The organism is Pseudomonas sp. NPDC089401 (assembly GCF_044749485.1).
In the GTDB taxonomy this organism is placed as follows: domain Bacteria; phylum Pseudomonadota; class Gammaproteobacteria; order Pseudomonadales; family Pseudomonadaceae; genus Aquipseudomonas.
In genome coordinates this window covers 183,038-206,693 of the sequence record NZ_JBIVIA010000005.1, presented here as the reverse complement: position 1 = coordinate 206,693, position 23,656 = coordinate 183,038, and the positions used below count along the sequence as shown (strand labels likewise).

The 23,656-nt window shown below is 63.0% G+C and carries 21 protein-coding genes; 13 read left to right on the top strand and 8 right to left on the bottom strand.

All coding sequences use genetic code 11. From position 1 onward, the window contains the following. Positions 1 to 11: 11 nt before the first annotated feature. The gene (locus ACIP21_RS14050; RefSeq protein WP_400688355.1) at positions 12 to 1,787 is read right to left on the bottom strand and encodes a GMC family oxidoreductase; all 1,776 of its coding nucleotides are present in this window, start codon (positions 1,785 to 1,787) and stop codon (positions 12 to 14) included. Between the two features lie 85 nt (positions 1,788 to 1,872). Continuing rightward, a complete protein-coding gene (locus ACIP21_RS14045) occupies positions 1,873 to 2,577 on the bottom strand; it encodes a gluconate 2-dehydrogenase subunit 3 family protein (RefSeq protein WP_400688353.1) in 705 nt (234 codons plus the stop codon). 206 nt (positions 2,578 to 2,783) lie between these two features. Between ACIP21_RS14045 and ACIP21_RS14040 the strand changes: the two genes are divergently transcribed. The 12 genes from ACIP21_RS14040 (at position 2,784) to ACIP21_RS13985 (ending at position 16,578) form a co-directional block, all read left to right on the top strand. After that, positions 2,784 to 3,827 (top strand): LacI family DNA-binding transcriptional regulator, encoded by a 1,044-nt coding sequence (locus ACIP21_RS14040; RefSeq protein ID WP_400688351.1) that lies wholly within the window; start codon positions 2,784 to 2,786, stop codon positions 3,825 to 3,827. A 129-nt stretch (positions 3,828 to 3,956) separates the two neighbouring features. After that, positions 3,957 to 5,159 (top strand): mandelate racemase/muconate lactonizing enzyme family protein, encoded by a 1,203-nt coding sequence (locus ACIP21_RS14035; RefSeq protein ID WP_400688349.1) that lies wholly within the window; start codon positions 3,957 to 3,959, stop codon positions 5,157 to 5,159. Positions 5,160 to 5,220: 61 nt separating this feature from the next. Then, complete coding sequence (locus ACIP21_RS14030) at positions 5,221 to 6,609, top strand: MFS transporter (protein WP_400688347.1); 1,389 nt, start codon at positions 5,221 to 5,223, stop codon at positions 6,607 to 6,609. A 26-nt stretch (positions 6,610 to 6,635) separates the two neighbouring features. Continuing rightward, a complete protein-coding gene (locus ACIP21_RS14025; protein ID WP_400688345.1) occupies positions 6,636 to 7,823 on the top strand; it encodes an L-dopachrome tautomerase-related protein in 1,188 nt (395 codons plus the stop codon). Between the two features lie 130 nt (positions 7,824 to 7,953). Further along, positions 7,954 to 8,439 (top strand): heme-binding protein, encoded by a 486-nt coding sequence (locus tag ACIP21_RS14020; protein WP_236548359.1) that lies wholly within the window; start codon positions 7,954 to 7,956, stop codon positions 8,437 to 8,439. Positions 8,440 to 8,503: 64 nt separating this feature from the next. Then, positions 8,504 to 9,016, top strand: coding sequence for a heme-binding protein (locus ACIP21_RS14015; RefSeq protein ID WP_400688343.1), 513 nt, complete (start codon positions 8,504 to 8,506; stop codon positions 9,014 to 9,016). Between the two features lie 12 nt (positions 9,017 to 9,028). Next, positions 9,029 to 9,931 (top strand): DoxX family protein, encoded by a 903-nt coding sequence (locus tag ACIP21_RS14010; RefSeq protein ID WP_400688341.1) that lies wholly within the window; start codon positions 9,029 to 9,031, stop codon positions 9,929 to 9,931. Positions 9,932 to 10,005: 74 nt separating this feature from the next. Further along, positions 10,006 to 11,034, top strand: coding sequence for a LacI family DNA-binding transcriptional regulator (locus tag ACIP21_RS14005; RefSeq protein ID WP_400688339.1), 1,029 nt, complete (start codon positions 10,006 to 10,008; stop codon positions 11,032 to 11,034). A 242-nt stretch (positions 11,035 to 11,276) separates the two neighbouring features. After that, positions 11,277 to 11,999, top strand: coding sequence for a gluconate 2-dehydrogenase subunit 3 family protein (locus ACIP21_RS14000; protein ID WP_400688338.1), 723 nt, complete (start codon positions 11,277 to 11,279; stop codon positions 11,997 to 11,999). A gap of 17 nt (positions 12,000 to 12,016) precedes the next feature. After that, positions 12,017 to 13,783, top strand: a complete 1,767-nt coding sequence (locus ACIP21_RS13995) for a GMC family oxidoreductase (protein ID WP_400688336.1) — start codon at positions 12,017 to 12,019, stop codon at positions 13,781 to 13,783. An 8-nt stretch (positions 13,784 to 13,791) separates the two neighbouring features. Beyond that, positions 13,792 to 15,111: a c-type cytochrome gene (locus ACIP21_RS13990; protein ID WP_400688334.1), complete on the top strand. Its 1,320-nt coding sequence runs from the start codon at positions 13,792 to 13,794 to the stop codon at positions 15,109 to 15,111. 141 nt (positions 15,112 to 15,252) lie between these two features. Continuing rightward, positions 15,253 to 16,578, top strand: coding sequence for a carbohydrate porin (locus tag ACIP21_RS13985; RefSeq protein ID WP_400688332.1), 1,326 nt, complete (start codon positions 15,253 to 15,255; stop codon positions 16,576 to 16,578). A 6-nt stretch (positions 16,579 to 16,584) separates the two neighbouring features. Here ACIP21_RS13985 and ACIP21_RS13980 read toward each other — a convergent pair whose 3' ends face one another. From ACIP21_RS13980 to ACIP21_RS13960, 5 genes are all read right to left on the bottom strand, one after another. Next, positions 16,585 to 17,967: an amidohydrolase family protein gene (locus ACIP21_RS13980; RefSeq protein WP_400688330.1), complete on the bottom strand. Its 1,383-nt coding sequence runs from the start codon at positions 17,965 to 17,967 to the stop codon at positions 16,585 to 16,587. 512 nt (positions 17,968 to 18,479) lie between these two features. Then, positions 18,480 to 18,674 carry a hypothetical protein gene (locus tag ACIP21_RS13975; protein ID WP_400688328.1) on the bottom strand — a complete coding sequence of 65 codons (195 nt, stop codon included), beginning with the start codon at positions 18,672 to 18,674 and terminating at the stop codon, positions 18,480 to 18,482. 456 nt (positions 18,675 to 19,130) lie between these two features. Then, a protein-coding gene (locus tag ACIP21_RS13970) for an IS5 family transposase (RefSeq protein WP_400688327.1) occupies positions 19,131 to 19,987 on the bottom strand; the annotation gives its coding sequence in 2 pieces (ribosomal slippage) (positions 19,131 to 19,633 and positions 19,633 to 19,987; 858 coding nt in all). A 130-nt stretch (positions 19,988 to 20,117) separates the two neighbouring features. Then, positions 20,118 to 20,471: a RidA family protein gene (locus ACIP21_RS13965; RefSeq protein ID WP_400688325.1), complete on the bottom strand. Its 354-nt coding sequence runs from the start codon at positions 20,469 to 20,471 to the stop codon at positions 20,118 to 20,120. A 305-nt stretch (positions 20,472 to 20,776) separates the two neighbouring features. After that, positions 20,777 to 21,397, bottom strand: a complete 621-nt coding sequence (locus ACIP21_RS13960; RefSeq protein ID WP_400688323.1) for an EamA family transporter — start codon at positions 21,395 to 21,397, stop codon at positions 20,777 to 20,779. Between the two features lie 334 nt (positions 21,398 to 21,731). On the opposite strand from ACIP21_RS13960, the gene ACIP21_RS13955 reads away from it, so the two are divergent. Then, positions 21,732 to 22,211, top strand: coding sequence for an Lrp/AsnC family transcriptional regulator (locus ACIP21_RS13955; RefSeq protein WP_400688321.1), 480 nt, complete (start codon positions 21,732 to 21,734; stop codon positions 22,209 to 22,211). Between the two features lie 62 nt (positions 22,212 to 22,273). Here ACIP21_RS13955 and ACIP21_RS13950 read toward each other — a convergent pair whose 3' ends face one another. Then, positions 22,274 to 23,581 carry a D-amino acid dehydrogenase gene (locus tag ACIP21_RS13950; RefSeq protein ID WP_400688319.1) on the bottom strand — a complete coding sequence of 436 codons (1,308 nt, stop codon included), beginning with the start codon at positions 23,579 to 23,581 and terminating at the stop codon, positions 22,274 to 22,276. Positions 23,582 to 23,656 lie beyond the last annotated feature (75 nt).

Here is a 23,656-nt window from a genome sequence, read left to right as displayed (position 1 = left end):
GGCAGCTCCTTTCACGCCTGCACCAGCGGGCCGGGGTTCTTGATGTACTGCTCGATGATCGCCTTGGCCGTCCACAAGGCCAGGGCGCCGATGGTCACGGTGGGGTTGTAGCCGGCGTTGTTGGGGAACGACGAGGCGCCGAGCACGAACACGTTGTGCGCTGCCCAGCACTGTTGGTAGCGGTTCAGGGCGCTGGTGCGCGGGTCGGTCCCCATCACCACACCGCCATTGGTGTGCGAGGAATCGTTGGTGCGGAACGGTGTGTAGTGGTCGGCGGCGAAGTTGTAGGACTCGATCTGCTGGCCACCGACGGCCTGGGCGATCCGTTCGCACTGCTTGCGGATGAATTCGCCCGAGCGCTTGTCGTTGAGGTTGTAGTCGAAGGTCATGCGCATCAGTGGCCGACCGTAGTTGTCCTTGTAGGTCGGGTCGAGGTCGAAGTACATGTCCTCGTGGGCATAGCTGGTACCCTGGCCCTGGATCATTGCCCAGTTCTGGTAGCTGTGCCGGAATGCCTGCTTCCAGCCTTTGCCCCAGGTCGGCGCGCCTTTGGGCAGCACGCCGGCCATGCCGATCGGCAGGCCGCTGTTGGACAGCGACTGTATGCCCGCGCCGCCAATGAAGCCCAGGCCGCTGTGGTCGAAGTTGTCGGCGTTGAAGTCGTCGATCTGGATGGCCAGGCAGCCGGTGTTGATGAACGGGTTGAGGTGTTCCTGCTCGAACCACAGGTAGGCGTAGGAGAGTGTCTGGAAACTGTAGTTGCGCCCGATCACGCCACGGCGGGTGCGCGGGTCATAGGGCTCGCCGATGCCCGAAAGCAGCATCAGGCGCACGTTGTCGAGCTGGTAGGCGGCGACGATGACGATGTCGGCGGGTTGTTCACCCTGCATGCCGTGCTTGTCGATGTAGCTGACCCCGGTGGCAGTCTTGCCGTCGGCGGACTTGTTGATGTGCAGCACTTCGGTTTCGGTCAGCAGTTCGAAGCTCGGGTGGCGCATCAGCGCCGGCACCACGCAGGCGTTGGGGCTGCTCTTGGACCAGTTGCCGCAGCCGAACATCTGGCAGTAACCGCAATAGGTGCAGGGCCCCATGCGCACGCCAAGCGGGTTGACGTAGGCCTGGGAAATCGTGCCGGCGGGGACCGGGAAGGGGTGGTAGCCCAGCTCGGTGGTCTTGCGGGTGAAGATGTCGTTCCAGTGGCTGGGCACCAGCGGCGGGGTCGGGAATTCACGGCTGCGCGAACCTTCGAAGGGGTTGCCGCCGGGTACTACCTGGCCTTCGATCACCCCCGCTTTGCCGCTGGTGCCGGCGATGCGCTCGAAGCGGTCGTAGAAGGGTTCGAGTTCGGCGTAGGTCACGCCCCAGTCCTGCACCTGCAGGCCTGGCACCAGTTGCTGCTTGCCGTAACGCTCCACGGTTCTGCTGTAAGGCTCGAAGTCGAACGGGTTGAAACGCCAGGACGCGGCGGCCCAGTGGGTACCGGCGCCGCCAACGTTGTTGCCGAGGGTCAGGTTGCTCCACTCGCGCACCGGCAGGGCCTGCTGGCCGGCGTGGTTGCGCACGGTGTAGGTCTCGAGGCGCGGCGGCTGGAGGATTTCCTTGCGGGTCGCCCAGCGCAGTTCGTCGGTGTCCACCGAGGGCGGGAAGTCGCTGGCGGTGTCGCGCCAGGCGCCACGCTCGATGGCCACCACCTTGAGCCCGGCCCGGGCCAGTTCCTCGGCGATGATCGAGCCTGACCAGCCCAGGCCGATCACCACCACATCCGCTTTGGCTCTTGTCGTTTTCATCTGTATTCCTTGGGGCGCGCGCAGGCGGGGGCCGGCAGGGCCACGGGGCTGCCTCGCGCAAATGGGGGGAGGGTGGCGGGTGGGCTCAGCCCGCCCGGTCGAGCAGGCTCACCGGCTCCAGGTCGAGCGGCAGGCCTTTCCTGTGCAGGTACGGGCGGTAGTCGTAGCGGGCGCCGGGGAAACCGATCAGCCGCCAGCCCACCATGTCGCGGTTGCCGCCATACATGGGGTCGGCCAGGTAGCCTTCGCGCACGTTCTGCAGCAGCAGGGCGAAGAAGTCGGCATCCAGGGGCGCGGTACCGGCTTCCATCGCTCGCAGCAGGGCATCCTGCTGTTCACCGGTCAGGCCGCTGAACGGCCGGGCGTGCTGCTGCTGGCAGTACTGACCGAGCCGCGCCAGGCCTTCGCGGTAGCGCTGCGCAGGCGTCAGCCTGAACTGCGGCCCTTGTTCGGGCGTGCCCTGAACGTATGGGCCGAGGCGGTAGGTGCTGGCGGCCTGGCCGTAGGGGCCGGCCAGTTGCCGGTCGATAAACACCACGCAGCCGGCCTGGCTGGCGCTCATGCCCAGTTCGTCCTCGGGGATCAGGCGGTCGAAGATGGCCGCCACTTCACGGGCTTCATCTGCGGTGAGGTAGGCGAGGGCGCCGGGTTTTGGCGGTTGGGGCAGGGCGTCGGCACGGGTGCCGATGGCCAACGGGCGGTCGCTGGCGAGCACACCGGCACTGGCGCTGCCGATGGCGCCAAGGGCGCTGAGTTGAACGAGTGAGATCAGGGCTTCACGTCGATTCATGTCCATCATCCTCAGGACGTGCGTCGGCCAAGAGACACTGGCGACGCGTGCGTTATTGTTATGGGGCCGGCCTTGTGGCTGGCGGGGCGAGTCTAGGGGCGCAGCGGCGGCCCGCGCCATGACTGTTTTGACGGGTTTCCTTCAAGATTGTCGCAGGCTACTCTTGCCCGACTTCAGCAACGGTGCATCCACGGGGTAGGGCGGGTATGGCTTCAGACGGCAAAGGGCAGGTGCGTGCGGCAGTCACCTTGAGCGATGTGGCGCGCTTGGCCGGCGTCGCGCCGATGACGGTGTCGCGCTACTTGAACCAGCCGGACACCGTGCGCGAACCAACCCGGCTCAAGGTGCGCCGGGCCATCGAGCAGACTGGCTACGTGCACAACCGCCTGGCCGGCGCGCTGAAGTCCAGCCGCACCCGGCTGGTGGCGGTGGTGGTGCCGATGGTCACCAACCCGATCTTCTCCGACACCTTCCAGGCCATCAACGAGCGCCTGATCAAGGCCGGCTACCAGGTGCTGCTGGGCGTGTCGGGCTACCAGACCGAGCAGGAGCAGGAGCTGCTGGAGGTGATCCTCAGCCGCCGCCCGGACGGCATCATCCTCACCGGCACCCTGCACACCAGCCTCAGCCGCAACCGCCTGCGCGCGGCTGGCGTGCCGGTGGTGGAAACCTGGGACCTGTCTGCCGAGCCGATCGACATGCTGGTCGGATTTTCCCACGAGCAGGCCGGGCGCGCGGTGGCGCGGCAACTCGTAGGGCTGGGTTACCGACGCTTCGCCCTGCTGGCCGTTGACGACCCGCGTGGCCTGCGCCGTGCCGACAGCTTCGTCCAGGCCCTGGCCGAACAGGGCATCACCGACGTGCAGCGCCAGACCTGGCAGGGCCTGCCGTCCCTGGCCCAAGGCCGTGAAGGCCTGAGCGTGCTGCTGGAGCAGCCCGCCCTCGACCGCGAAGGCCCTTGCGCCGTGGTGTGCACCTCCGACACCATTGCCCAGGGCGTGCTGACCGAAGCGGCCGCCCGCGGCATCGCGGTACCCGGGCAACTGGCGGTGATGGGCTTTGGTGACATGGCCTTCGCTGCGCACACCTTCCCGGCCTTGTCGACGGTGCGCATCGACGGCACCCTGATGGGCGACACCGCCGCCAGGCTGCTGCTGGAGCGCCTGGGCGGCGATGCGCAATCGCCCGCGACCGTAGATATCGGCTTCAGCCTGGTGCAGCGCGAGAGCACTCGAGCGCTGGAAAGTTAGCGTTAACATTCTCACGCTCAGGAAAACTTTTTTCTAAACCCTCTTGCCCTGATTTTTTCGATGCGCTAGCTTTTTTGGTAGAAATGGTAACGATACCATTTGCTGGAATGGACTCAGGACAAGAACAAAATGTCGAAGATCACCTGTGTTAGAACCCTGCGCCTGCCTGAACGCCCAAAGCTGTTGTGGCTTGAGGTTGAAACGGATGAAGGCCTGATTGGCCTGGGCGAAACCTTTCGCGGTGCTGCCACCGTCGAGGCGGCCATCCACGAACTCATCGCCCCAGGATTGATTGGCCGTGACTCGCGGCAGATCGAAGCAATCTCCCTGGAACTCACCACGCCCTACGTCGGTTACCACAGCGCCAGCGCCGAAATCCGCGCTGCCAGCGCTGTGGACATCGCCCTGTGGGACCTCATGGGCCAGCGCCACGGTATCCCCATCCATGAAGCGCTCGGCGGTGCCTGCCGCGAGCGCATCCGGGTGTACAACACCTGCGCCGGTTACGAATTCAACACCCAGCAGGGTGCCCGCCGCGAGATCAGCGCAAGCGACCGCGCCCAGGGCCCTTATGACGACCAGCTGGCCTTCAGCCGCGACGCCGGCGCCCTGGCCATCAGCCTGGTGGAGGAGGGCTACACGGCCATGAAGATCTGGCCGTTCGACCAGTTCGCCCGCCAGCCCGGCGCCAACACCATCAGCCTGGACGAAGTGCAGAAGGGCTGCGAAGCGTTCCGCCAGATTCGCGCGGCGGTGGGCAACCGCATCGAGATCATGTGCGAGCTGCACAGCCTGTGGGACACCACGGCAGCCCTGCGCATCTGCCAGGCACTGGAAGCCTTTGACGTGTACTGGGTGGAAGACCCGCTGTGCAAGATGGACGATGCCCAGGCCCTGGCCGACCTGCGCAAGCGCACGCGGGTGCCTATCTGCGCCAGCGAAACCCTGGGCGGCAGCACGGCCTATCGCGACCTGCTCAAAGCCGACAGCCTCGATTACCTGATGCTCGACCTGGTGTGGTGCGGCGGCTTCACCGAAGCGCGCAAGATCGCTGCGCTGGCGCAGGCCTACAACAAGCCGTTGGCGCCCCATGACTGCACGGGGCCGGTGGCGTTGTTCGCCGGTTTGCACCTTGGGCTGCATGCGCCCACGGCTGTGCTTCAGGAAGTGGTGCGGGCATCGCTGTCGAGCTGGTACGGCGAACTGGTTACCCAGCTTCCGCAGATCGATGCCGGCTTCGCCCTGGCACCGCAACGGCCTGGCCTGGGCACGGCACTGCGGCCTGAATTCCGCCAACGTGCCGATGCGATCGTGCGTGAAACCCACTGCTGACTGATTGCTGCGCGGCAGCCTCACAGGTTGCACGCGCTTGCAATCCGGTATCGAGAATACAATGAAAAAAATACATTCTCTGCGCCGCTTCATCGCCGAACATCGGCGCCATGAAGTCATTGCCCTGCTGTTCGTGATGATGATCATCAACCAGGGCGACCGCGCCACGCTGTCCATCGCCGGCGCCAGCCTGGCCGATGAAATGGGTTTGGGGCATGCCCAGATGGGCTGGCTGTTCTCGGCCTTCGCCTGGGCTTACATGCTCCTGCAACTGCCGGGTGGCCTGGCCATCGACCGCTTCGGCAGCATTCGCGTGCTGGGCCTGGCGATCGTCGCCTGGTCACTGTTCACCGGGTTGATCGGCACTGTCGCGATGATGCCGGTGGGTCTGGCCTTTGTCGCCGTATTCGCCTTGCGCTTTCTGGTCGGCGCTGCCGAGGCGCCGTGCTTTCCGGCCAACAGCAAGATCGTCTCGATGTGGTTCCCCACGGCTGAGCGCGGGACTGCCACGGCGATCTTCAATTCGTCCCAGTACTTCGCTGCGGTGGTGTTCACACCATTGCTGGCGTGGATTTCGACCCGCTGGGGCTGGCCATGGGTGTTCTATGTGATGGGCGCGGCGGGCGTCGCCATGGGCCTGGTGTTCATTCGCCGGATCAAGGCACCGGTCGAGCACCCGACGTTGACGCCAGTGGAGCTGGAAACCATGCGCATGGGCGGTGCCAGCCTGCGTGAGCATGCCGCCAGAAGAACGCAGGGGCAGGGCTGGCGCGACACCTGGGCGCGCGCCCGTGGCCTGCTGCGCCAGCGCATGTTCCTCGGCATCTACCTGGCGCAGTTCTGCATCAGCACGCTGACGTTCTTCTTCCTCACCTGGTTCCCGGTGTACCTGGTGCAGCAGCGCGGCCTGTCGCTGCTGGATGCCGGGCTGTTGGCGGCGGTGCCGGCGATCTGCGGATTTGTGGGCGGGATTACCGGGGGCATGGCTTCGGACTGGATGTTGCGCAAGGGGATGTCGCTGACGTTGGCGCGCAAGCTGCCGATCTTCATCGGCATGGCGCTGTCGATGAGCATGATCCTGTGCAACTACGTGGAAACCAACCTGCTGATCGTGCTGTTTATGGCCCTGGCGTTTTTTGGCAAAGGCGTGGGCGCGCTGGGTTGGGCAATCATCGCCGATGTCTCGCCCAAGGACAGCATCGGCATGAATGGCGCGATCTTCAACACCTTTGGCAGCCTGGCCGGCATCGTCACCCCGGTGGTGATCGGCTACATGGTGCAGTCGATGCACTCGTTCAACGGTGCTTTGGTGTATGTCGCGCTGAATGCCGTGGGGGCGTTCGTCAGCTACCTGCTCATCGTCGGCCCGCTGCAACGCCCCGACGACAGCTCGAACCCGCAAGACCGCGACCGGCCAGCGCCATCGCTCAAGCCTGCTACTGCGCGCTGACTTTATTACTGACAAGGACAATAACAATGAATACCTCAGGACGTACCTCCCGCGCATTGCGCATTGCCGGTTTTGCCCTCGGCCTGGCCTGCACCCCACTCATTCACGCGCAGGACCTGCCGCCCAGTGGCCAGCCGCTGACCGAAGTCGCCCGCCTGGACTGGCTGTGCAACGCCGTGGCACTGACTTCCGGCGGCCGACTGTTCGTTGGACTACCGCGCTGGCCGGGCTTCGAGAAGACTCCGTCGATCGCCGAGGTGCTGCCCGACGGCAGCCTCAAGCCGTTCCCGGGCGGCCAGTGGAATGCCTGGGCACCGGGCAAGCCGAGCGCCGCAGCGCTGGTGAAGATCAACACCATCCATATCTTCGACGACGACACCCTGTGGGCCATCGACCAGGGCGAGGATGCCGGGCCCAAGGGCATCAATCTGGGGCAGAAGATCCTGCAGTTCGACACCCGCGACGGCAAGCTGCTGCGCAGCATCAGCCTGCCCGCCAACGTGTTGCCGGCCGGGGCCAACCTCAACGACCTGCGCCTGGACAGCGAGCATGCCTATGTGACCGACTCGGGCCTGGGCGCGATCATCGTCATCAACCTGAAAACCGGCGAAGCCGTACGGCGCCTGGCCGGGCATCCATCGACGCAGATGGCGCCCGAGCGGCGGCCGATCGGTGAAAATGGCCAGCCGCTATTGCTGGCTGACGGCAGCGATCACCAGGTGCATTCCGACCCGATCGAGATCAGCCCCGACGGCCAATGGCTGTACTACCAGCCTCTGAGCGGGCCGTTGTGGCGGGTACCGACTGCAGCATTGCGCGACACGCGGATCAGCGAGGCGGAGCTGGGCAAGCAGGTCGAGTTCGTGCATGACACCAGCCCGCTGACCGGCACCGCGATGGACAGCGCCGGCAACGTCTACCTCGGTGAGTACGACCGGCCGCGGGTCTCGGTGTACGCGCCGGACGGCACGCTGCGCGTGGTCGCCGAGGACCCGCGGCTGTGGAACCCGGATGCGATGATCATTTCCGACCAGCGTGAGCTGTACATCCCGGTGCCGCAGAGTGCGCGCATGGCCTCCAATCGCGGTCCTGGCGGCCAGGACGCGATCGTGCGGCCATTCATGATCTACAAGGTGCAGTTGCCGGCAGCCCTGGGCGGGCGCGAGAAAGTCCCGGCCGTGGTCGGCAAGCCGCTGGCCACCGTCGCCCGCTGACCCACTTACCCCTTCGAACCCTTTGATGCACTTGCGAGCCCTGAGCGGCTCGCGAGCAGGGCGCCCCTGCGCCCGCATTCAGCCAGCCCTGCGCAATCACGCTCAGGGCACCACCCCAGGAGATGTACCGATGAAAACAACAATGACCATCGCCGCCTTGTCCCTTGCCTTCGCCATGGCGACCTCCGCCCAGGCGGCTAGCCCGGCAGCCACGGTGGTGGCCCAGGAAAACCTGTCGACCGCTGCTGCCCAGCAGCTGGCGCAGCAAGCCACCGAACTGGCCGCCAGCCGCGCCATGAAGATCTGCATCGCGGTCACCGATGCCGACGGCCACCTGCTGGCCTTCACCCGCATGCAGGGTGCCTATGCCGGTTGTGTCGAGGCCTCGATCGCCAAGGCCACTTCGGCCGCGCGCTTTGCCATCAACACCATCACCTTCTACGACCTGGCGCGCAAGGAGAACCTGGCCATCGGCACCATCCCCGGCATCCTGCCGGCGGTGGGCGGGGTGGTGGTCAAGCACGGCGGCAATGTCGTCGGCAGCGTTGGCGTCAGCGGCGCCACCGACCTGACCGAGCAGAAACTCGCCGAAGACGTGGCAGCGACCTTCCACTGATGGCCTTGGCCCTCTGCGCTTGTGCGTGGAGGGCCAACCTGGATCGATTGAAAAGGAATTGCAGATGAATGTTCATTTCCGGCGCCTGCTCTTGGCTGGCCTCACCCTGCTTGCCGTGCCATGGGCCCAGGCCAGTGAAGGAACTGCCTTGCGTGGCACCACCCAGCTGTCCCTGGGCGGCGCGGCAGCGCTGCTCGATACCGCCGTGGCCAAGGCCCGCGCCGAAGGCACTCACCCGTGCATCGCGGTGACCGACGCCAATGGTTACCTGCTGACCTTCAAACGCATGGACGGCGCCGCTCCGGGTTGCATCGAGGCGGCGATCAAGAAGGCCAACTCGGCGGCGATCAACGACGTCGACACCGTGGTGTTCTACGACCTGGCGCGGCAGAAGAACCTGCAACTGGGCAGCATCCCCGGGATCCTCCCCGCCGTCGCGGGAGTGGTGATCCGCCAGCAGGGCCAGGCTGTCGGTGCCTTGGGCGTGGCTGGCGGTGCCAGCGATGACCAGGAGCAGCGCATGGCCACCGAGCTTGCGCGTGCCTTCGAGAAATCCCTGCCTGTCAGCCACCCTTGAGCGAGGTTCGTGATGAACAGCCCTGTACGTTCCCTTGATGTGGTCGAGGGCGCTTATGCCAACGACTACGGTTTGCTCAAACCGTCGCGCATGCCCAACACGCTCAGCGTGGCAGGGCTGGCGGCGACCCTGGTGGCCGCTCTCTATTGCGGCTGGGGCAACCACTCGTTGCCGGATTTCGCGGCCTGGTCGAGTACGCTGTGGATGTGCGTCGCCCTGTTCAGTGCGGCGTTGATCACCCCCAGAACATTCGCCCCGGGCTTTCTGATGTCGTTGCTGCCGTTCCTGATCGCCTGGCGCGTGGCGGCAATGAACGATGCGCATGTCATGGTCTGGGTCGCAAGCATCGCCGCCGTGCCATTGCTGCTGCAGTTCGCCGACTGCGTGCTCAGCGACCTGCGCCGTGATCGCAACAAGCCAGGGGCCTGGCTGGGGTTGCTGTTGTGGCAGGCGACGATCGTGCGCATGTACTTCGGCCTGAACGAGCTATGCCACAGTTCCGAGAAGATCTTCGCCGGGCTGGGCTGGTTCCATCGGTTGGAGACGGGCTTCCAGGGTTTTGGCCTGGGCGAGGTCGCGGCGTACTTCGTGGTGCTGGGTGGGCTGATCGAGTTTGCCAGTGCCGTCAGCGTCGGGCTGGGATTGTTCGCACGGCTGGGGGCATTGGTGAGCCTGGTGTACTTCCTCGTGGCCACGGTCGGTTTCGGCGGGGAGTGGAGCCGAGGGTATGCCTGGGCCTCGGCGGGTGGGGGCGGCTGGGAGTACGTGATGCTGCTCATGGTGGTGTTTGCCGGCGTCATGGTGACCGGGGCCGGCAAGTTCTCGCTCGATGGCTGGCTGTTGCGTCGAGGCAGGATGCCGCGCCAATTGAGGTGGTTGGCGTTCAATGAAACGGGTGCTCGCCACACTGGGTAGGAGAAGTACGCGGAGTAGGCGAAAGCTGCGCTGGCATGGCAGACTCCGCGTCTTTGGTTACTGGATGTTTCTAGGTGGACAAGATTGACCGTCGCCAAGGCATGGCTGATGTCGCCCAACTGGCCGGCGTCAGCCTGAGTACTGTCGATCGTGTGCTGAACGAGCGCGGCAGCGTTTCCGACAGCAAGCGTCGCAAAGTGCTGCAGGCAGCCCAGGCGCTGGGGCTTAAACGCTTGCTGCCATCTGCGCTGCATGGCTTGCTGCGCTTCGATCTGCTGCTGGTGGACAGTGCCACCGACCATTACCGACGCTTGGCAGCCGCCTTCGTCAAGCAGGCGCAGATGCACCGCTCGCGGCTGGTGTTGCAGCGCCACATCTGGCAGGAGCGTGACCCGCAGCAATTGCTGGATCTCATCAACCAGCCCAGGGTGCCGCGCCAGGGGTTGATCGTGGTTGCCCAAGACACCCCGCAGGTGCGTGAAGCCCTCAGTGCGCAGGTCGCTGCTGGCGTGCCGGTGATACTGGTGACCAGCAGCCTGCCTGGGCTGGAGGGGGCTATCTACGCCGGCATCGACAACCATGTCGCCGGCCGCGCCGCCGGGCGATTGATGAGCCAATGGGTTGCGCCGGCCCAGGGCCGTGTGCTGCTGGTAACCAACTCATTGCTCTATCGCGCCCATCAGCAGCGTGTGCAGGGCTTTCTCGAGGTCATGGCCGAGCGGGCGCCGCAGGTCGAGGTGCTCGGCCCGGTGGAGTGCTTCGACGATAACCAGCTCAATGACGCAAAGATCAGCGAGTACCTGGCTCAGGACGCTGGGGTGGTCGGGCTGTACACCACTGGCAGCGGCTCGACGGGTGTGCACCAGGCGCTGTCCAGGCATGCCGGGCGCCTGGTCTGGATCAGCCATGAGGCGACTGCACAGCATGCCGACATGCTCCGCGAAGGGCTGTTGTCGCTGGTGCTCGATCAGGACCCTGAAGGACAGGCCGAAGCTGCTATCCAGCAACTGCTGTACGCCAACGGCGACCTGGACGCACCGCCGCAGGTGTGGCCGCAGCTGCGCATGGTGATCGACGAAACCCTCCCGCCTGCCACGTGTTGAAGCGATTTTGACGTAAACACGTCAACGCTTCGATGGCGCGGCGTTATGTCGCGCCATAGACTGGCGCCTGCCGTGATTGGCAGGTTGCCAGGTTCACTCCCCAGTACACCGCGTTTTTCGTTCATCCGCCCAATCCCCATCGCCCCCGACGAGCCCGTCCGTGCTCGCCGTGTGCCTTTGCGCGCCCGAAATTCCGCGACCTGCCGCACGGCTCCCCCGTGATTGTCGATAAGGAGAACTCCATGAAACGTAGGGACGCCTTGCGTTCAATGGGTGCGTTGTTCGCCGCCGCTGGCCTGGCCAAGGTCGGCGCAGTGGAACTCAAGTCGGTGCCGCCGGAAACCGGCCTGAACCGTGAAATGCTGCCATCGCCGGTGATGAGTGGCGGCCAGGGCAATGTGTTCAAGGGCCAGGCCCGCGCCACCCTGACTACCGTGTTCGACCGACTGATTCCCCATGATGAGCTGGGTGCCTCGGCCAGTGAGGCCGGCTGCGTCGACTACCTCGATGCGCAGATGAACGGTCCCTATGGCGAGTCCAAGGACCTGTACCTGGAACGCCCGCTGCAGGCCGACGAGTCCGCGCTGATGGGCCTGACCATCAGCCTGCGCACCCGCCGTGACTACACCCTGGCTGGCCTTGCGTTCATCGACCAGCACGCCCGCCAGCTGCACGGCCGTGCCTTCGCCGAACTCGACGGCGAGCAGATGGACGCGATCCTGCGCCAGCTGGACGAAGGCCGCCTGGACTGGGAAGGCGCCGGCAGCGGCAGCCGCCTGTTCGAATTCCTGCTGCTCAGTGTGCGCGAAGGCTACTTCGCCGACCCGCTCTATGGCGGCAACCGCGGCATGGTCGGCTGGAAGCTGGTGGGCTTCCCCGGCGCTCGCTACGACTACCGCCAGTACATCGACCGTCGCGGGCAGGACCTGGGCCTGGCGCCCATCAGCCTGATCCCAGTGAGCTGAGGCCAGAGGAAACCAACATGGCAACTACACGTAAAAAAGCTGACGTAGTCATCGTCGGCCTGGGTTGGGCTGGCTCGCTGATGGCCGAAGAACTGACCCGCGCCGGGCTGGCAGTGGTAGCGATCGACCGCGGCCCGTGGCTCGACACTTCTACCGACACACCGCCGGCCGTCGACCCCGACGAGCTGCGCTGGACCATCCGCCGCGAGCTGCTGCTGCAGCCGGGCGACTACACTCTGACGTTCCGCAACCACTCCGGCCAGACCGCGGTGCCGACCCGCGAACTGAAAGCCTTCCAGATGGGCAAATCGGTGGGCGGCGCGGGCTTTCACTGGGCCGGCATGGCTTGGCGTTTCTCCGAGTGGGACTTCCGCGTGCGTTCGGCCACCCTGGAGCGCTACGGCGCCAGCAAGCTCAAGGGCCTGGAGCAGGTTCAGGATTGGGGCATCACCTACGCCGATCTGGAGCCGTTCTACGACCGCTTCGAACGCATCGCCGGCATCTCCGGCATTGCCGGCAACCTCAACGGTGAGATCCGCCCCGGCGGCAACCCGTTCGAAGGGCCGCGCAGCCGCGAATTCCCGACGCCTGCGCTGAAAGACTCGCGGCTGATGCAGATGTACCGCGACAGCACCGCGCAGATGGGCCTGCACCCGTTCTACATCCCGGTAGCCCACGTTGGCGCGGCCTACGTCAACCCACTGGGCGTGAGCATGGCGCCGTGCACCTACTGCGGCTACTGCATGTTCCATGGCTGCGGCAACTACTCCAAGTCTTCGCCCCAGGCCTGCGTGATCCCAGCGTTGATGCGGCGCAAGAACTTCACCCTGATCACCCAGGGTTACGTGACGAAAATCCACAAGGCCGAAGACGGCAAGACCGCCACCGGCGTCAGCTACTTCGACGAGCAGGGTCGCGAGGTCATTCAGCCTGCCGATATCGTCGCGCTGTGCTCGTTCACCTACGACAACGCCCGCCTGATGTTGCTCAGCGACATAGGCAAGCAGTATGACCCGGTCAGCCAGACCGGCACCATCGGCCGCGCCTATAACTACCAGACTTGCGCAGGCGCCCACGTGTGGTTCGAGGACGAGACCCTCAACCCATTCATTGGTGCAGGCGGCCTGGGCATCCAGGTGGACGACTACAACGGCGACAACTTCGACCACAGCCAGCTCGACTTCATCGGCGGTGCCGGCTTGCTCACCGTGTCTCGCGAGGGCATGCCGATCGGCCGGGCAGGGCTGCTGCCGCCGGGCAGCCCGCGTTGGGGCAAGGGTTTCAAGCAGACCTACAAGGACAACTACCAGAACTACGGGATCATCTTCGGCCAGGGCACTTCGATGCCAGCCCGCGATGCCTACCTGTCGCTGGACCCGAACTATAAGGACCGTTGGGGCACGCCGCTGCTGCGCATGACCTTCGACTGGAACCAGAACGACCGCAACATGGCCCGTTTCATCGAGCAGCGTGCCGTCGACATCGGCAAGAAAATGGGTGCCAAGCACGTGCACACCTTCAACTCGGCCGCCAAGGCGTGGAGCCCGTACGACGAGAACTCCAACCACACCCAGGGCGGCATGGTCATGGGCGACGACCCGCGAACCAGTGCGGTCAACACCTACCTGCAGAGCTGGGACGCGCACAACGTGTTCGTGGTCGGCGCCTCGGCGTTCCCCACCAACGCCGGCTACAACCCCACCAGCACCGTGGGCGCCCTGGCCATCCGTACGGCGCGGGCGATCCATGAGAAGTACCAGCACAACCCAGGATCCCTGGTGTGAGGCCTGCCATGATCAACAAGAAAACCGCCCTGATCGGCGGCGGCGTGGTGGCCCTGGCCGGCGCCGTGATGCTCGGCCTGGTGATCCAGGCCAACTCCACCGCGCGCTCGCAGGTGGCCGATGACAGCCTGCGCCTGAGCGACTTCAAGTCCACCGACGCGGCACTGATCAAGCAGGGCGAGTACGTGATGCGCGGCGCCGACTGCGCGGCCTGTCACACGGCCAAAAGCGGCGACTTTGCCGGTGGCTACGTGATCGGCACGCCGTTTGGTGACATCCAGTCGTCGAACATCACCCCCGACCGTGAAACCGGCATCGGCAATTACACCCAGCGCGACTTCTTCAATGCCGTGCGCCAGGGCCAGGGCCGTCATGGCCTGTTGTTCCCGGCCATGCCGTACACCGACTACACGCGCATGAGCGACGATGACCTGCGCGCATTGTGGGCGTTCTTCAGCACACTCGAGCCGAAGGCGCACAAAGTCGATGAACTGGCCGGCATGAACTTCCCGTTCAACCAGCGCCTGCTGATGGCGGGCTGGAACTGGATGTTCTTCGACAACACGTCGTATGCCCCGGACCCGGCGCAAAGCCCCGAGTGGAACCGTGGCCGCTACCTGGTCGATGGCGCCGGCCACTGCGCCGCCTGCCACAGCCCGCGCAACGTTCTGGGCGGGCCCATCGCTGCCCAGGCGCTGCAAGGTGGCCTGGTCGGCACCTGGTTCGCGCCGAACATCACCAACGACCCGCACCGGGGCCTGGGCGACAGCAGCGTCGAGCAGATCGTCGACTACCTGAAGACCGGCAGCGATGGCGTTGCCGTGGCCAGCGGGCCGATGGCCGAAGCGATCGAGAACTCCACTCAGCACCTGACCGACCAGGACCTGCGCGCCATTGCGGTGTACCTCAAATCGTTGCCCGGCAACCCGCAGCCAGCACCGGCCGCGCTGGCCGTTAACGATGCGCGCATGCAGCGTGGTGGCCAGGGTTACGAGGTGCATTGTTCGGCCTGTCACGGCACGGCGGGCGAGGGTGTAAGCCATATGATCACCGGCTTTGCCGGCAACAAGGCGATCCTTGCGGACAACACCGACACGTTGACCAGCGTGGTGCTGGGCGGAGCGCGGGCGGTGCATACCCATACCTACGTCACCGGTGCGGGGATGCCGGCGTTCGACTGGAAGCTCAGCGACGCCGAGATTGCCGACATCCTCACCTTTGCACGCAACAGCTGGGGCAACAGTGCGCCGGCGGTGACGGCGGAGGAAGTGGCAAAGATGCGCGAGCAACTCGACCTGCCGGCACAGATGCGCGCCAGCGTTCAGTAATCAACCTGTCCCGGCCCCTTCGCGGGCAAGCCCGCTCCCACAGGTACTGCACCGGCCTCGAGACTGTGGAGGTCCCTGTGGGAGCGGGCTTGCCCGCGAAAGGGCCGGAACAGGCAGCACACCAATAATAAAGAGAACATCATGTTTGCATTCAAATACCGCGCCCTGCTGGTCGCCATGGCCTGCGCTCAAACGGCCCACGCAGCCGACCCTTTTGCCAGCAATTCCCCTTGGGCCCTCGGCGACTGGAACGGCGCTCGCAGCACCCTGGCCGAACAAGGCATCGACTTCGATTTCGCCTACGTCGGCGAGATCGGCGCCAACCTCGGCGGCGGCTACAACAACGACCGCAGCGCCAGCTACAGCGATCAGTACTCGCTCGGCGCCCGCTTCGACCTGCAGAAGCTGCTCGGCTGGCACGACGCCCGCTTCCAGCTGACCGTGGCTGACCGCAACGGCGACAACATCTCCAACGACCGCGTCGGTGACCCGCGTGTCGGCACCCTGAGCTCGTCCCAGGAAGTCTGGGGGCGTGGCTCGCACTGGCGCATGACCCAGCTGTACTACCAGCAAGCGTTCTTCGACCGGCGCCTGGATATCAAGGCGGGGCGCTTCGGCGAAGGCGAGGACTTCAACAGCTTTGACTGCAACTTCCAGAACCTGACCTTCTGCGGCTCGCAGGTCGGCAACTGGGGTGGCATCTGGTACAACTGGCCGATCACCCAATGGGCGCTGCGGGTCAAGTATCAGCTCACCCCCGAGCTGTTCGCGCAAATCGGTGCATACGAACAGAACCCGTCCAACACCCAGAACGACAACGGCTTCAAGCTCAGTGGCAGCGGCACCGAAGGCGCGGTCCTGCCTGTCGAACTGGTCTGGCAGCCGCGTATCGACGGCCTGCCGGGTGAGTACCGCGCCGGCTATTACTACAGCACCTCCGATTCCAAGGACGTGCTCAAGGACAGCAACGGTCAGCCGGCTGTGATCAGTGGCGCGGCTTACCGCAGTGCCTCGAGCAAGCACGGGCTGTGGCTGGGTGCAATGCAGCAGGTCACTCGCCAGGCAAGCGACGCGTCACGCGGATTGAGCCTGTTCGCCATGGCCACGGTGCATGACAAGAAGACCAGCAAGGTCGACCACTATGTGTCGGTCGGCGCGGTGTACAAGGGGCTGTTCGCGGCGCGGCCGCAGGATGACATCGGCCTGGCGGTTTCCGAGGTGCATGTGAACCCGGCGTACCGCAAGAATGCCGCACTGACCAATTTGGTCAATGCTATCGAGGACTACGATGACCCGGCTTACCTGCCGGTACAGCAAACCGAGTACAACGCCGAGCTCAACTACGGTATTCACCTGGCCGACTGGCTGACGGTGCGGCCGAACCTGCAGTTCGTCCGGCACCCAGGCGGGGTGAGGCAGGTAGATGATGCCTGGGTCGGTGGGTTGAAGGTACAGGCGACATTCTGATCGTCATCACCTGTGCAACAACTGCTGGGCCCCGGCCGTGGCCTGGGCGCGCAGGCTGGCCAGATCCACGCCAATCAACTGGCCTGCGCGCTTGACGATGCGCCCGTTCGCGATGACGGTGTCGACATCGGCAGGGCTTGCCGATTGGACGATGCATGCCAACGGGTCGTTCACCGGAAACATCCCCAGCCTGCGGCTGTCGACAAGCGCGAGGTCGGCGCGCTTGCCAACGGTGATCGAACCCGTTTGTCTGCCGATGCCCATGGCATCCGCTGCCCCTTGGGTGGCCCAGTGCAATGCGTCGCGAGCCGTCATCAACTGCTCTTCTCCCGAGGTAGCGATGGCCAGGTTAAGGCAGGTCTGCATGAGCATGAACGGGTTGGCATTGCCCCCCAGCACCAGGGTGTCGATGCCCAGTGTCACGGGCAGTTTGGCCCGTTGCAGCGCCGCCACCGGCGGCAAGCCGTAACCCACGCGCATTTCCGTCAGCGGCGTGATGCACACCGTGGCGCCGGACCGGGCGATGCTGGCCATGTCTTGCTGGTCGGCATGGGTGGCATGCACCAGCTGCACCGTAGGGCTCAGCAAGCCGCGACTCTCCAATTGCTGGATGGCCTTTTTCTCCTGCATCTGACGGGTTACTGCGATGTGCGTAGAGATTGGTAGCGACTGCGCCCTGGCGAAGGCGAACTCCTGCTCCCAGATAGCCGCCTCGGTGCGCTCGGGGCCGCGAATGGCCAGGCCGAGGTCGATGCGCGCGTAGTCGGTACCCTGCAACTGCGTTTGCACCCGCTGGATATCCTTGAAGTCCATGGGCGCGGTGGCCGCCAGATCCTGGGCATACCCATACCAGAGCCGTGCGCGCAGGCCGCTGGCGACCAGTGCGCGCAGTTCGGCCTGGGCGTATTTCGGGCTGCGCAGGTTGTGCGACCAACTGTTGACCGTGGTTATGCCGGCATGTACCGCCTCGGCCAGCCCCAGGCGCACGCTGAGCTCGTTCAACGCAGGTGTGAAGCGTTTGCTTGTGGCCTGCTGCGAGGTGAAGAAGGGGGGACCGCCCGGCACCGGTGCACTGTTGCGAAGCAGGCTGTTCCACAAGTGCCAATGGCTGTCTATCAGGCCGGGGATCAGGATCATCCCGCTGGCGTCGAGCACCTGTGCGCCGTCGATTGGCAACTGTTGGCCGATCGCTCGGATGGCGCCCTGTTCAATCAACACATCGGCCCGAGCCATATCCCCTAGTGCAGGGTCCATCGTGACCACGGTGGCGTCACGTATCAGCAGGGGTGTCGCCAGTCCGGCTGGCTTTGCAGAGGCAAAGTCAGGAAGTGCCAGGCTGGCGCTTGCACAGGCGCCTAGCTGCAGTAGCGTTCGGCGGTCGATGACCATCGCGTATCCTCCAGGGCAGTAGCAGTTTCCTTTCAGTAAGCAAGAAAAGTACTACAGCGAGGTCAGCAGGGGCCTTAGAGTTGTTTCTTTATGTGAGATGGAACTCCACAGTTCGTGGGAAGGCAAAAATGATCAAATCAACAACCTGAACGACGAGGCCTAGAGACTGTCAGGGTCGCCGAAGAACATTCGGCTATGGCTCTAGAACACTGGTTGCAACTGAAAAATACAGAAATATACCCGCAAAAATACCCTCGATACCCTCATATGGATACGCGATCTAGAACGGAGATTTCTGGCGGCAGCTGAGATGGAACTCAGTGTACCTCCGTGGTGAGGGAGGGGAACCGAGATGTATCGAGTTCATATGGGATCGCTGGCGAGGGCCAACTGAGCGCAGGCAACCATCTCGGGCAAAGTTTTCACTGCGGGGGGGGGGGGGGCAGAAGCAGCCAGCAGCTACGCGATGATTTATCGGGTTCGAATCCCTACGCTTCCGCCACTAATTTTCATTAAAGCCCTGATATTTCTGGGCTTTTTTGTGTCTGCTCGATTTCAGCCCATACCCTGGGCCATTGCGGAAAGTGCTTTCGCAGGCTGCCTGGCTGGGAAAGTTCTACCTGAAAAATTTCGTCTGCATGGTCGGAGAGGTTACACCACAAAATCGCGGCGTCGATGGGGTGATAGGAGCTTCTGATCGAGATCATGGCACACAGCCTCCTGCTGCGTTCGTCCTAGAATCGCCGGCCATGGAGACAAACTGCCAGCGAGCCAATTTACAAGATGATTTTGGATCCCAAAGGGGGAGACAGCTGGTTTGTGGAATTGTCCATCGAGGCAAGTCGCAGTGCGACAGGTTTCGGCATCCGGTGCGGCGAAAGGCCACCAGTGATGTGCTGAACGCGGCCTTGAGGGGTTGAATCGGCCGTGTCTCAGTAGTGAATCCGGTCAACCTATTTAGCCATTTAACTCACGCCGTCATGAACGAAACCTCATGACGGGGTGGGTGGAAGGTGGGCCCTGCCCACCTCCATTTCTCAATAAGTGAGGAATGACCTAAGGATCTTGATCGATATTGTTTTTACACAGAACGACGGTTTACTGTCAGGAGGAATTTAGTGATTCTCCTACTCATTCAACGCATTTTGCTGATCAAGACTGTCTTAGGCTCTGTCTGAAAAAAGCCGTCGCATACACCGCATGACACAAGCCAACGAGACCATTGCAGCATAACTTTTTGCTAGCTTGTCGAAGCGCGTGACGATTCGGCGGTTCTCTTTCAGCCAACCAAACATGCGTTCGATGATGTTGCGCTGTCGGTATTTGGGCCGGTCGAACAGTCTGGGTAAACCAGGCTTGGGCTTGCGCTTCATCGAGCGCAGCGGGATGACGGGTTGCATCCGATATTGGTCGCAGTAGCGGCGTAGCGCTTCGGCGTCGTAGCCCTTGTCGGCAAGCAGCCATTTACAGCGCTTGCGCGGGCGACCACGTTGGCTCGATGGAATGCTGACCTCGTCCAACAGTGGTTGTGCGTAGCTGATGTCACTGGCTTGACCGCCAGAGAGAAGGAATCGCAACGGTATCCCGTTGGCGTCGCAGAGCATGTGGATTTTGGTTGTCAGGCCGCCACGGCTGCGGCCTAGAGCGTGATCGGCAGGCTCGTCAGACCCCCTTTTTTCCCGGCGCCAGATGAGGCTCGGGTTGCGCGTACTGCGGTCGAATCAATCATCCAGGTGTGGGGATCGATCAAGCCTTTGTCATTGAGTCTGAGGTGCAATCGTCTGAGCATCTGATCGAATGTTCCGCGGTTTCGCCAGACTCGGAAGCGGTGATAGACAGTCGCCCAAGATCCGAAACGCTCGGGCATATCTCGCCAGGCTGCTCCTGAGCAGAGCACCCAGAGCACACCATCGAGCATCAGGCGATCACTGCTACGCGGCCGGCCCCTGACGTGGACTGCCGTAAAGAGATCGGCGACCACTGCCCACGCTTCATCCGAGAGTTCGTACCGCTTTGCCATCACAGAATTCCTTTCCGTAGATGGTCGGCGACTGTACAGAACCCAAGCTGCTCCAGGGCCACATTTGAGTTTCTTGGGATTTCAGACAGAGCCTAGAGTCCGGTGGCCTTTTCAAGCATTCTGGCTGGTGTCAGCTTTGCACAGCCACTACCGCCATTTCCACCAGCAGGGTGGATTTGAACATCGCGGCTTCGACACATGCGCGAGCAGGGGAGTGGCCTTCTGCGACCCAGCTCTCCCATATTTCGTTCATGGCGGCAAAGTCGTTCTGGATGTCTTTCAGGTAAATGGTGACAGAGAGGATTTGCGATTTGTCGCTGCCAGCCTGCGCCAACAGGGCGTCAATATTGGCCAGGGTCTCGCGTGTCTGCGTGCGGATATCGCCGTCGTGGTTGTTCGCCAATTGGCCGGCCAAATGAACGATACCGTTATGGATCACGATGTTGCTCAGGCGTTTGTTGCTATGCAGTCTTTCGATTGCCATGTGTGCGGATTACCTTGTGGTTGTTTTAGGTTCGGTTCGAGGTCGCGTAGGATCGCTCACTGAGGGCAGTAACCTTACCCAATCCGCAGCAGTGAATTTGGCTGAATGGTTGCGTATTTTTAGTTCAAACTCGGCCAGTAGCGTAGTGGCGCGAGAAGAGTGCTCTCGTTGGGGGTTAGCCGCCCACCGGTGCGCTGAAATGCATCAAGGCTGCATTATGGAAATAGGCCCTGGCGTTGTATAGCTGGGGCATTTTTTTGGATGCGGTCCAACGCCGCGGTCACGAGTAATACTGCCAGTTCGCATCAGCGATGTTTGCTAGAAACCAGCGCCGCCCCCGCACAAGCGATTGCGATAGTCATGATGCCCAGGCATTGGCTGGTGCTCAGGGTTTCTCCCAGCACGCACCATCCTGCTAACGCAGCGACGGCGGGTGACGCACTGAGCAGGACGCCGAATACCTGGGCTGGGAGGTGACGCATCGCAAACATGTCCAGCAGAAACGGAACAGTACTGGAGAGCAGGGCAACCGCTAGTCCTGTCACCAAGACGGAGGGCTCCAGCAGCCCCCCACCTGCGTGGCTGACACCGAGCGGAACCGCGAACGCTGAAGCTATCAACATTCCGCTGGCCACCGCCTGCTTGCCATGCACGGCGACCCGTTTGCCTAGCACGACGTAGGAACCCCATGCTACTGCAGCTGCCAGTGCGTAAGCCACGCCACGGATGTCCAGGCCCGCGCTGCCCGAAGCCCATGGCAAGAGGACCAGGCCACAGGCCGACATCGCGACCCACAGCAAATCCAGCCGGCGACGCGATGCGAGGAGGGCTACGCCAAGAGGGCCGACAACTTCGATCGAGACTGCGATACCGACCGGTATGTAGAGGAAGGCGCGGTAGATTAGCAGGTTCATCAGGCCCAGCATGATCCCATATCCCATCAGATGGACCACATTGACGCTGCGCCAAATTGTCCACGGCCGTGTCAATAACAGTAAGATGAGCGCCGAGATGCCTAACCGCAGTGCGGCCACACCCTCTGGCCCGACTGCGGGAAACAAGGACTTACCGATGGCAGCACCCGACTGCACAGAGATTAGGCCAAGCACGGCAGCGATGATTGGGGCGTGGGGGGCGGGTGAAGTTGAGCGCACGATGATCTCCGATTGGGTGGCTGGAGAATTTTAAGTGCTCGTGTGTGCGGGAGATGCTTGAAATAACGGCCTTGTCCGAACGATTTGCTTTTTTTGAGCCTGTGGAATGAAAGAATTTATCAAGCGACCACTCGACGCCTTCGACCAGGCGATCCTGCGCATGTTGCAAGCTGACAACAAGCAGTCGCAGCGTGTGATTGCAGAGGCTATCGGGTTGTCCACGCCTGCCGTGCAGCGGCGAATTACGCAAATGGAAATGACCGGCGTCATTCGTGCCAATACCGCGGTTATCGACGCGGTAAGCGTCGGCCAGGGGGTTTCAGCGATTGTCGAGTCGAGGTTGAGGGACGACAGTTCACTGGTCATGGACCGTGCGAAGCGCTATTTCGCGGGGGTGGATGAGGTGCAGCAGTGCTACTTCGTCAGTGGCGGCGTGTCGTTCATCATTGTCATGCTTGCCCGTGATGTTGCCCACTTTGAAAAACTGGTGCGACAGCACTTTGCTGACAACCAGGATATTCAGACATACCGAACTTTGATCGTCTTGGACGCCGTGAAGGTGGGGCTCGCGGTACCTATCGGGTGATTGCTTCGATGAGCGTCGAAAAGCGGGCTCACTCCACTGATGCAGGTTGAGCCCGCTTCGCGTTAGGATGATGAACTGATCTTGGTGGGTTGTTTGGCGTGCGCATCCGCAACGTTGGCGCTATAGCGTGAAAGATCGAAGCCGTTTGTGCGTATCGCTGACGCTTTGTTTCCCAGCAGGTCCGCCAGCAGTCGGCCCGAACCGCAAGACATGGTCCACCCCAAGGTGCCGTGCCCGATGTTGAGGAACAGGTTTTTGTACCGTGTGGCGCCAATGATGGGTGTGCCATCCGGTGTGGCAGGTCTGAGGCCAGTCCAGAATGTGGCGTGTTCCAGATCTCCGCCTCCGGCAAACAGATCGTTGGTAACCATTTCCAGGGTTTCTCGGCGCAACGGGTTCAGCGATAGGTCATGACCCATCAATTCAGCCATGCCACCGACACGAATGCGCTTGTCGAAGCGGGTAATGGCCACTTTGTATGTTTCGTCGAGAATGGTCGAGGTGGGCGCGCGCTCCGGCTCGATGATCGGGATGGTGAGCGAGTAACCTTTAAGCGGGTAGATGGGCGCCTGAATTCCTAGTGGCTTCAATATCTGCGGGCTATAGCTGCCCAGGGCGACGACGTACCTGTCAGCCGTCTCCAGCTTGCCATTGATGCGTACACCGGCAATGCTGTCACCTGCGAATTCGATACCCTCGATCAGCTGGTTGAAGCGAAATTCGACGCCGAGGTTTTCCGCGAGCTCGGCAAGTTTGGTGGTGAACATCTGGCAGTCGCCAGTCTGGTCGTTGGGCAGGCGCAGGGCGCCGCTAAGTTTATCTTTGACATGCTCCAGTGCTGGCTCGGCGCGACCAATGCTGTTGCGATCGAGCATTTCGTAGGGCACTCCGGAGCGCTCCAGTACGGCGATATCCTTTGCCGCGTTATCGAACTGCGCTTGTGTACGGAACAGTTGCATGGTGCCCAGTTGGCGAGATTCGTAATCGATCCCGGTGTCGATGCGCAGTTCATCCAGGCAGTCGCGGCTGTATTCAGAGAGGCGAACCATGCGTTCCTTGTTGACCGCGTACCGTGCGGCGGTGCAGTTCTTCACCATCTGCGCCATCCACAGGTACTGGTCAACATTGGTCGTGGGCTTGATAGCCAGAGGCGCGTGCCGCTCGAACAGCCACTTCATCGCCTTCAGTGGTACGCCTGGCGCCGCCCAGGGGGAAGCGTAGCCGGGGGATATCTGCCCGGCATTGGCATAGCTTGTCTCCAGTGCCGGCCCTGGTTGCCGATCGATCACCGTGACTTCAAACCCTTCACGGGCCAGATAGTAAGCACTGACAGTGCCGATGACGCCGCTTCCCAGAATAAGTACTCGCATTGCATTTCTCCTGCAGCTTTAAAGCTTTACCCCTGGAACGCGCTGGCGTGGCCTTCGCGCCCAGAGTTCATCCGA

Coding starts and splice junctions, on each gene's coding strand:
- ACIP21_RS13955 (WP_400688321.1), top strand. CDS start 21,732: ATGAAAGAATTTATCAAGCGACCACTCGACGCCTTCGACCAGGCGATC.
- ACIP21_RS14025 (WP_400688345.1), top strand. CDS start 6,636: ATGAATACCTCAGGACGTACCTCCCGCGCATTGCGCATTGCCGGTTTT.
- ACIP21_RS14035 (WP_400688349.1), top strand. CDS start 3,957: ATGTCGAAGATCACCTGTGTTAGAACCCTGCGCCTGCCTGAACGCCCA.
- ACIP21_RS13995 (WP_400688336.1), top strand. CDS start 12,017: ATGGCAACTACACGTAAAAAAGCTGACGTAGTCATCGTCGGCCTGGGT.
- ACIP21_RS14000 (WP_400688338.1), top strand. CDS start 11,277: ATGAAACGTAGGGACGCCTTGCGTTCAATGGGTGCGTTGTTCGCCGCC.
- ACIP21_RS13990 (WP_400688334.1), top strand. CDS start 13,792: ATGATCAACAAGAAAACCGCCCTGATCGGCGGCGGCGTGGTGGCCCTG.
- ACIP21_RS14050 (WP_400688355.1), bottom strand. CDS start 1,787: ATGAAAACGACAAGAGCCAAAGCGGATGTGGTGGTGATCGGCCTGGGC.
- ACIP21_RS13965 (WP_400688325.1), bottom strand. CDS start 20,471: ATGGCAATCGAAAGACTGCATAGCAACAAACGCCTGAGCAACATCGTG.
- ACIP21_RS13975 (WP_400688328.1), bottom strand. CDS start 18,674: ATGATCTCGATCAGAAGCTCCTATCACCCCATCGACGCCGCGATTTTG.
- ACIP21_RS13960 (WP_400688323.1), bottom strand. CDS start 21,397: ATGCTGGGCCTGATGAACCTGCTAATCTACCGCGCCTTCCTCTACATA.
- ACIP21_RS14010 (WP_400688341.1), top strand. CDS start 9,029: ATGAACAGCCCTGTACGTTCCCTTGATGTGGTCGAGGGCGCTTATGCC.
- ACIP21_RS14030 (WP_400688347.1), top strand. CDS start 5,221: ATGAAAAAAATACATTCTCTGCGCCGCTTCATCGCCGAACATCGGCGC.
- ACIP21_RS14020 (WP_236548359.1), top strand. CDS start 7,954: ATGAAAACAACAATGACCATCGCCGCCTTGTCCCTTGCCTTCGCCATG.
- ACIP21_RS14045 (WP_400688353.1), bottom strand. CDS start 2,577: ATGAATCGACGTGAAGCCCTGATCTCACTCGTTCAACTCAGCGCCCTT.
- ACIP21_RS14040 (WP_400688351.1), top strand. CDS start 2,784: ATGGCTTCAGACGGCAAAGGGCAGGTGCGTGCGGCAGTCACCTTGAGC.
- ACIP21_RS13985 (WP_400688332.1), top strand. CDS start 15,253: ATGTTTGCATTCAAATACCGCGCCCTGCTGGTCGCCATGGCCTGCGCT.
- ACIP21_RS13950 (WP_400688319.1), bottom strand. CDS start 23,581: ATGCGAGTACTTATTCTGGGAAGCGGCGTCATCGGCACTGTCAGTGCT.
- ACIP21_RS14015 (WP_400688343.1), top strand. CDS start 8,504: ATGAATGTTCATTTCCGGCGCCTGCTCTTGGCTGGCCTCACCCTGCTT.
- ACIP21_RS13980 (WP_400688330.1), bottom strand. CDS start 17,967: ATGGTCATCGACCGCCGAACGCTACTGCAGCTAGGCGCCTGTGCAAGC.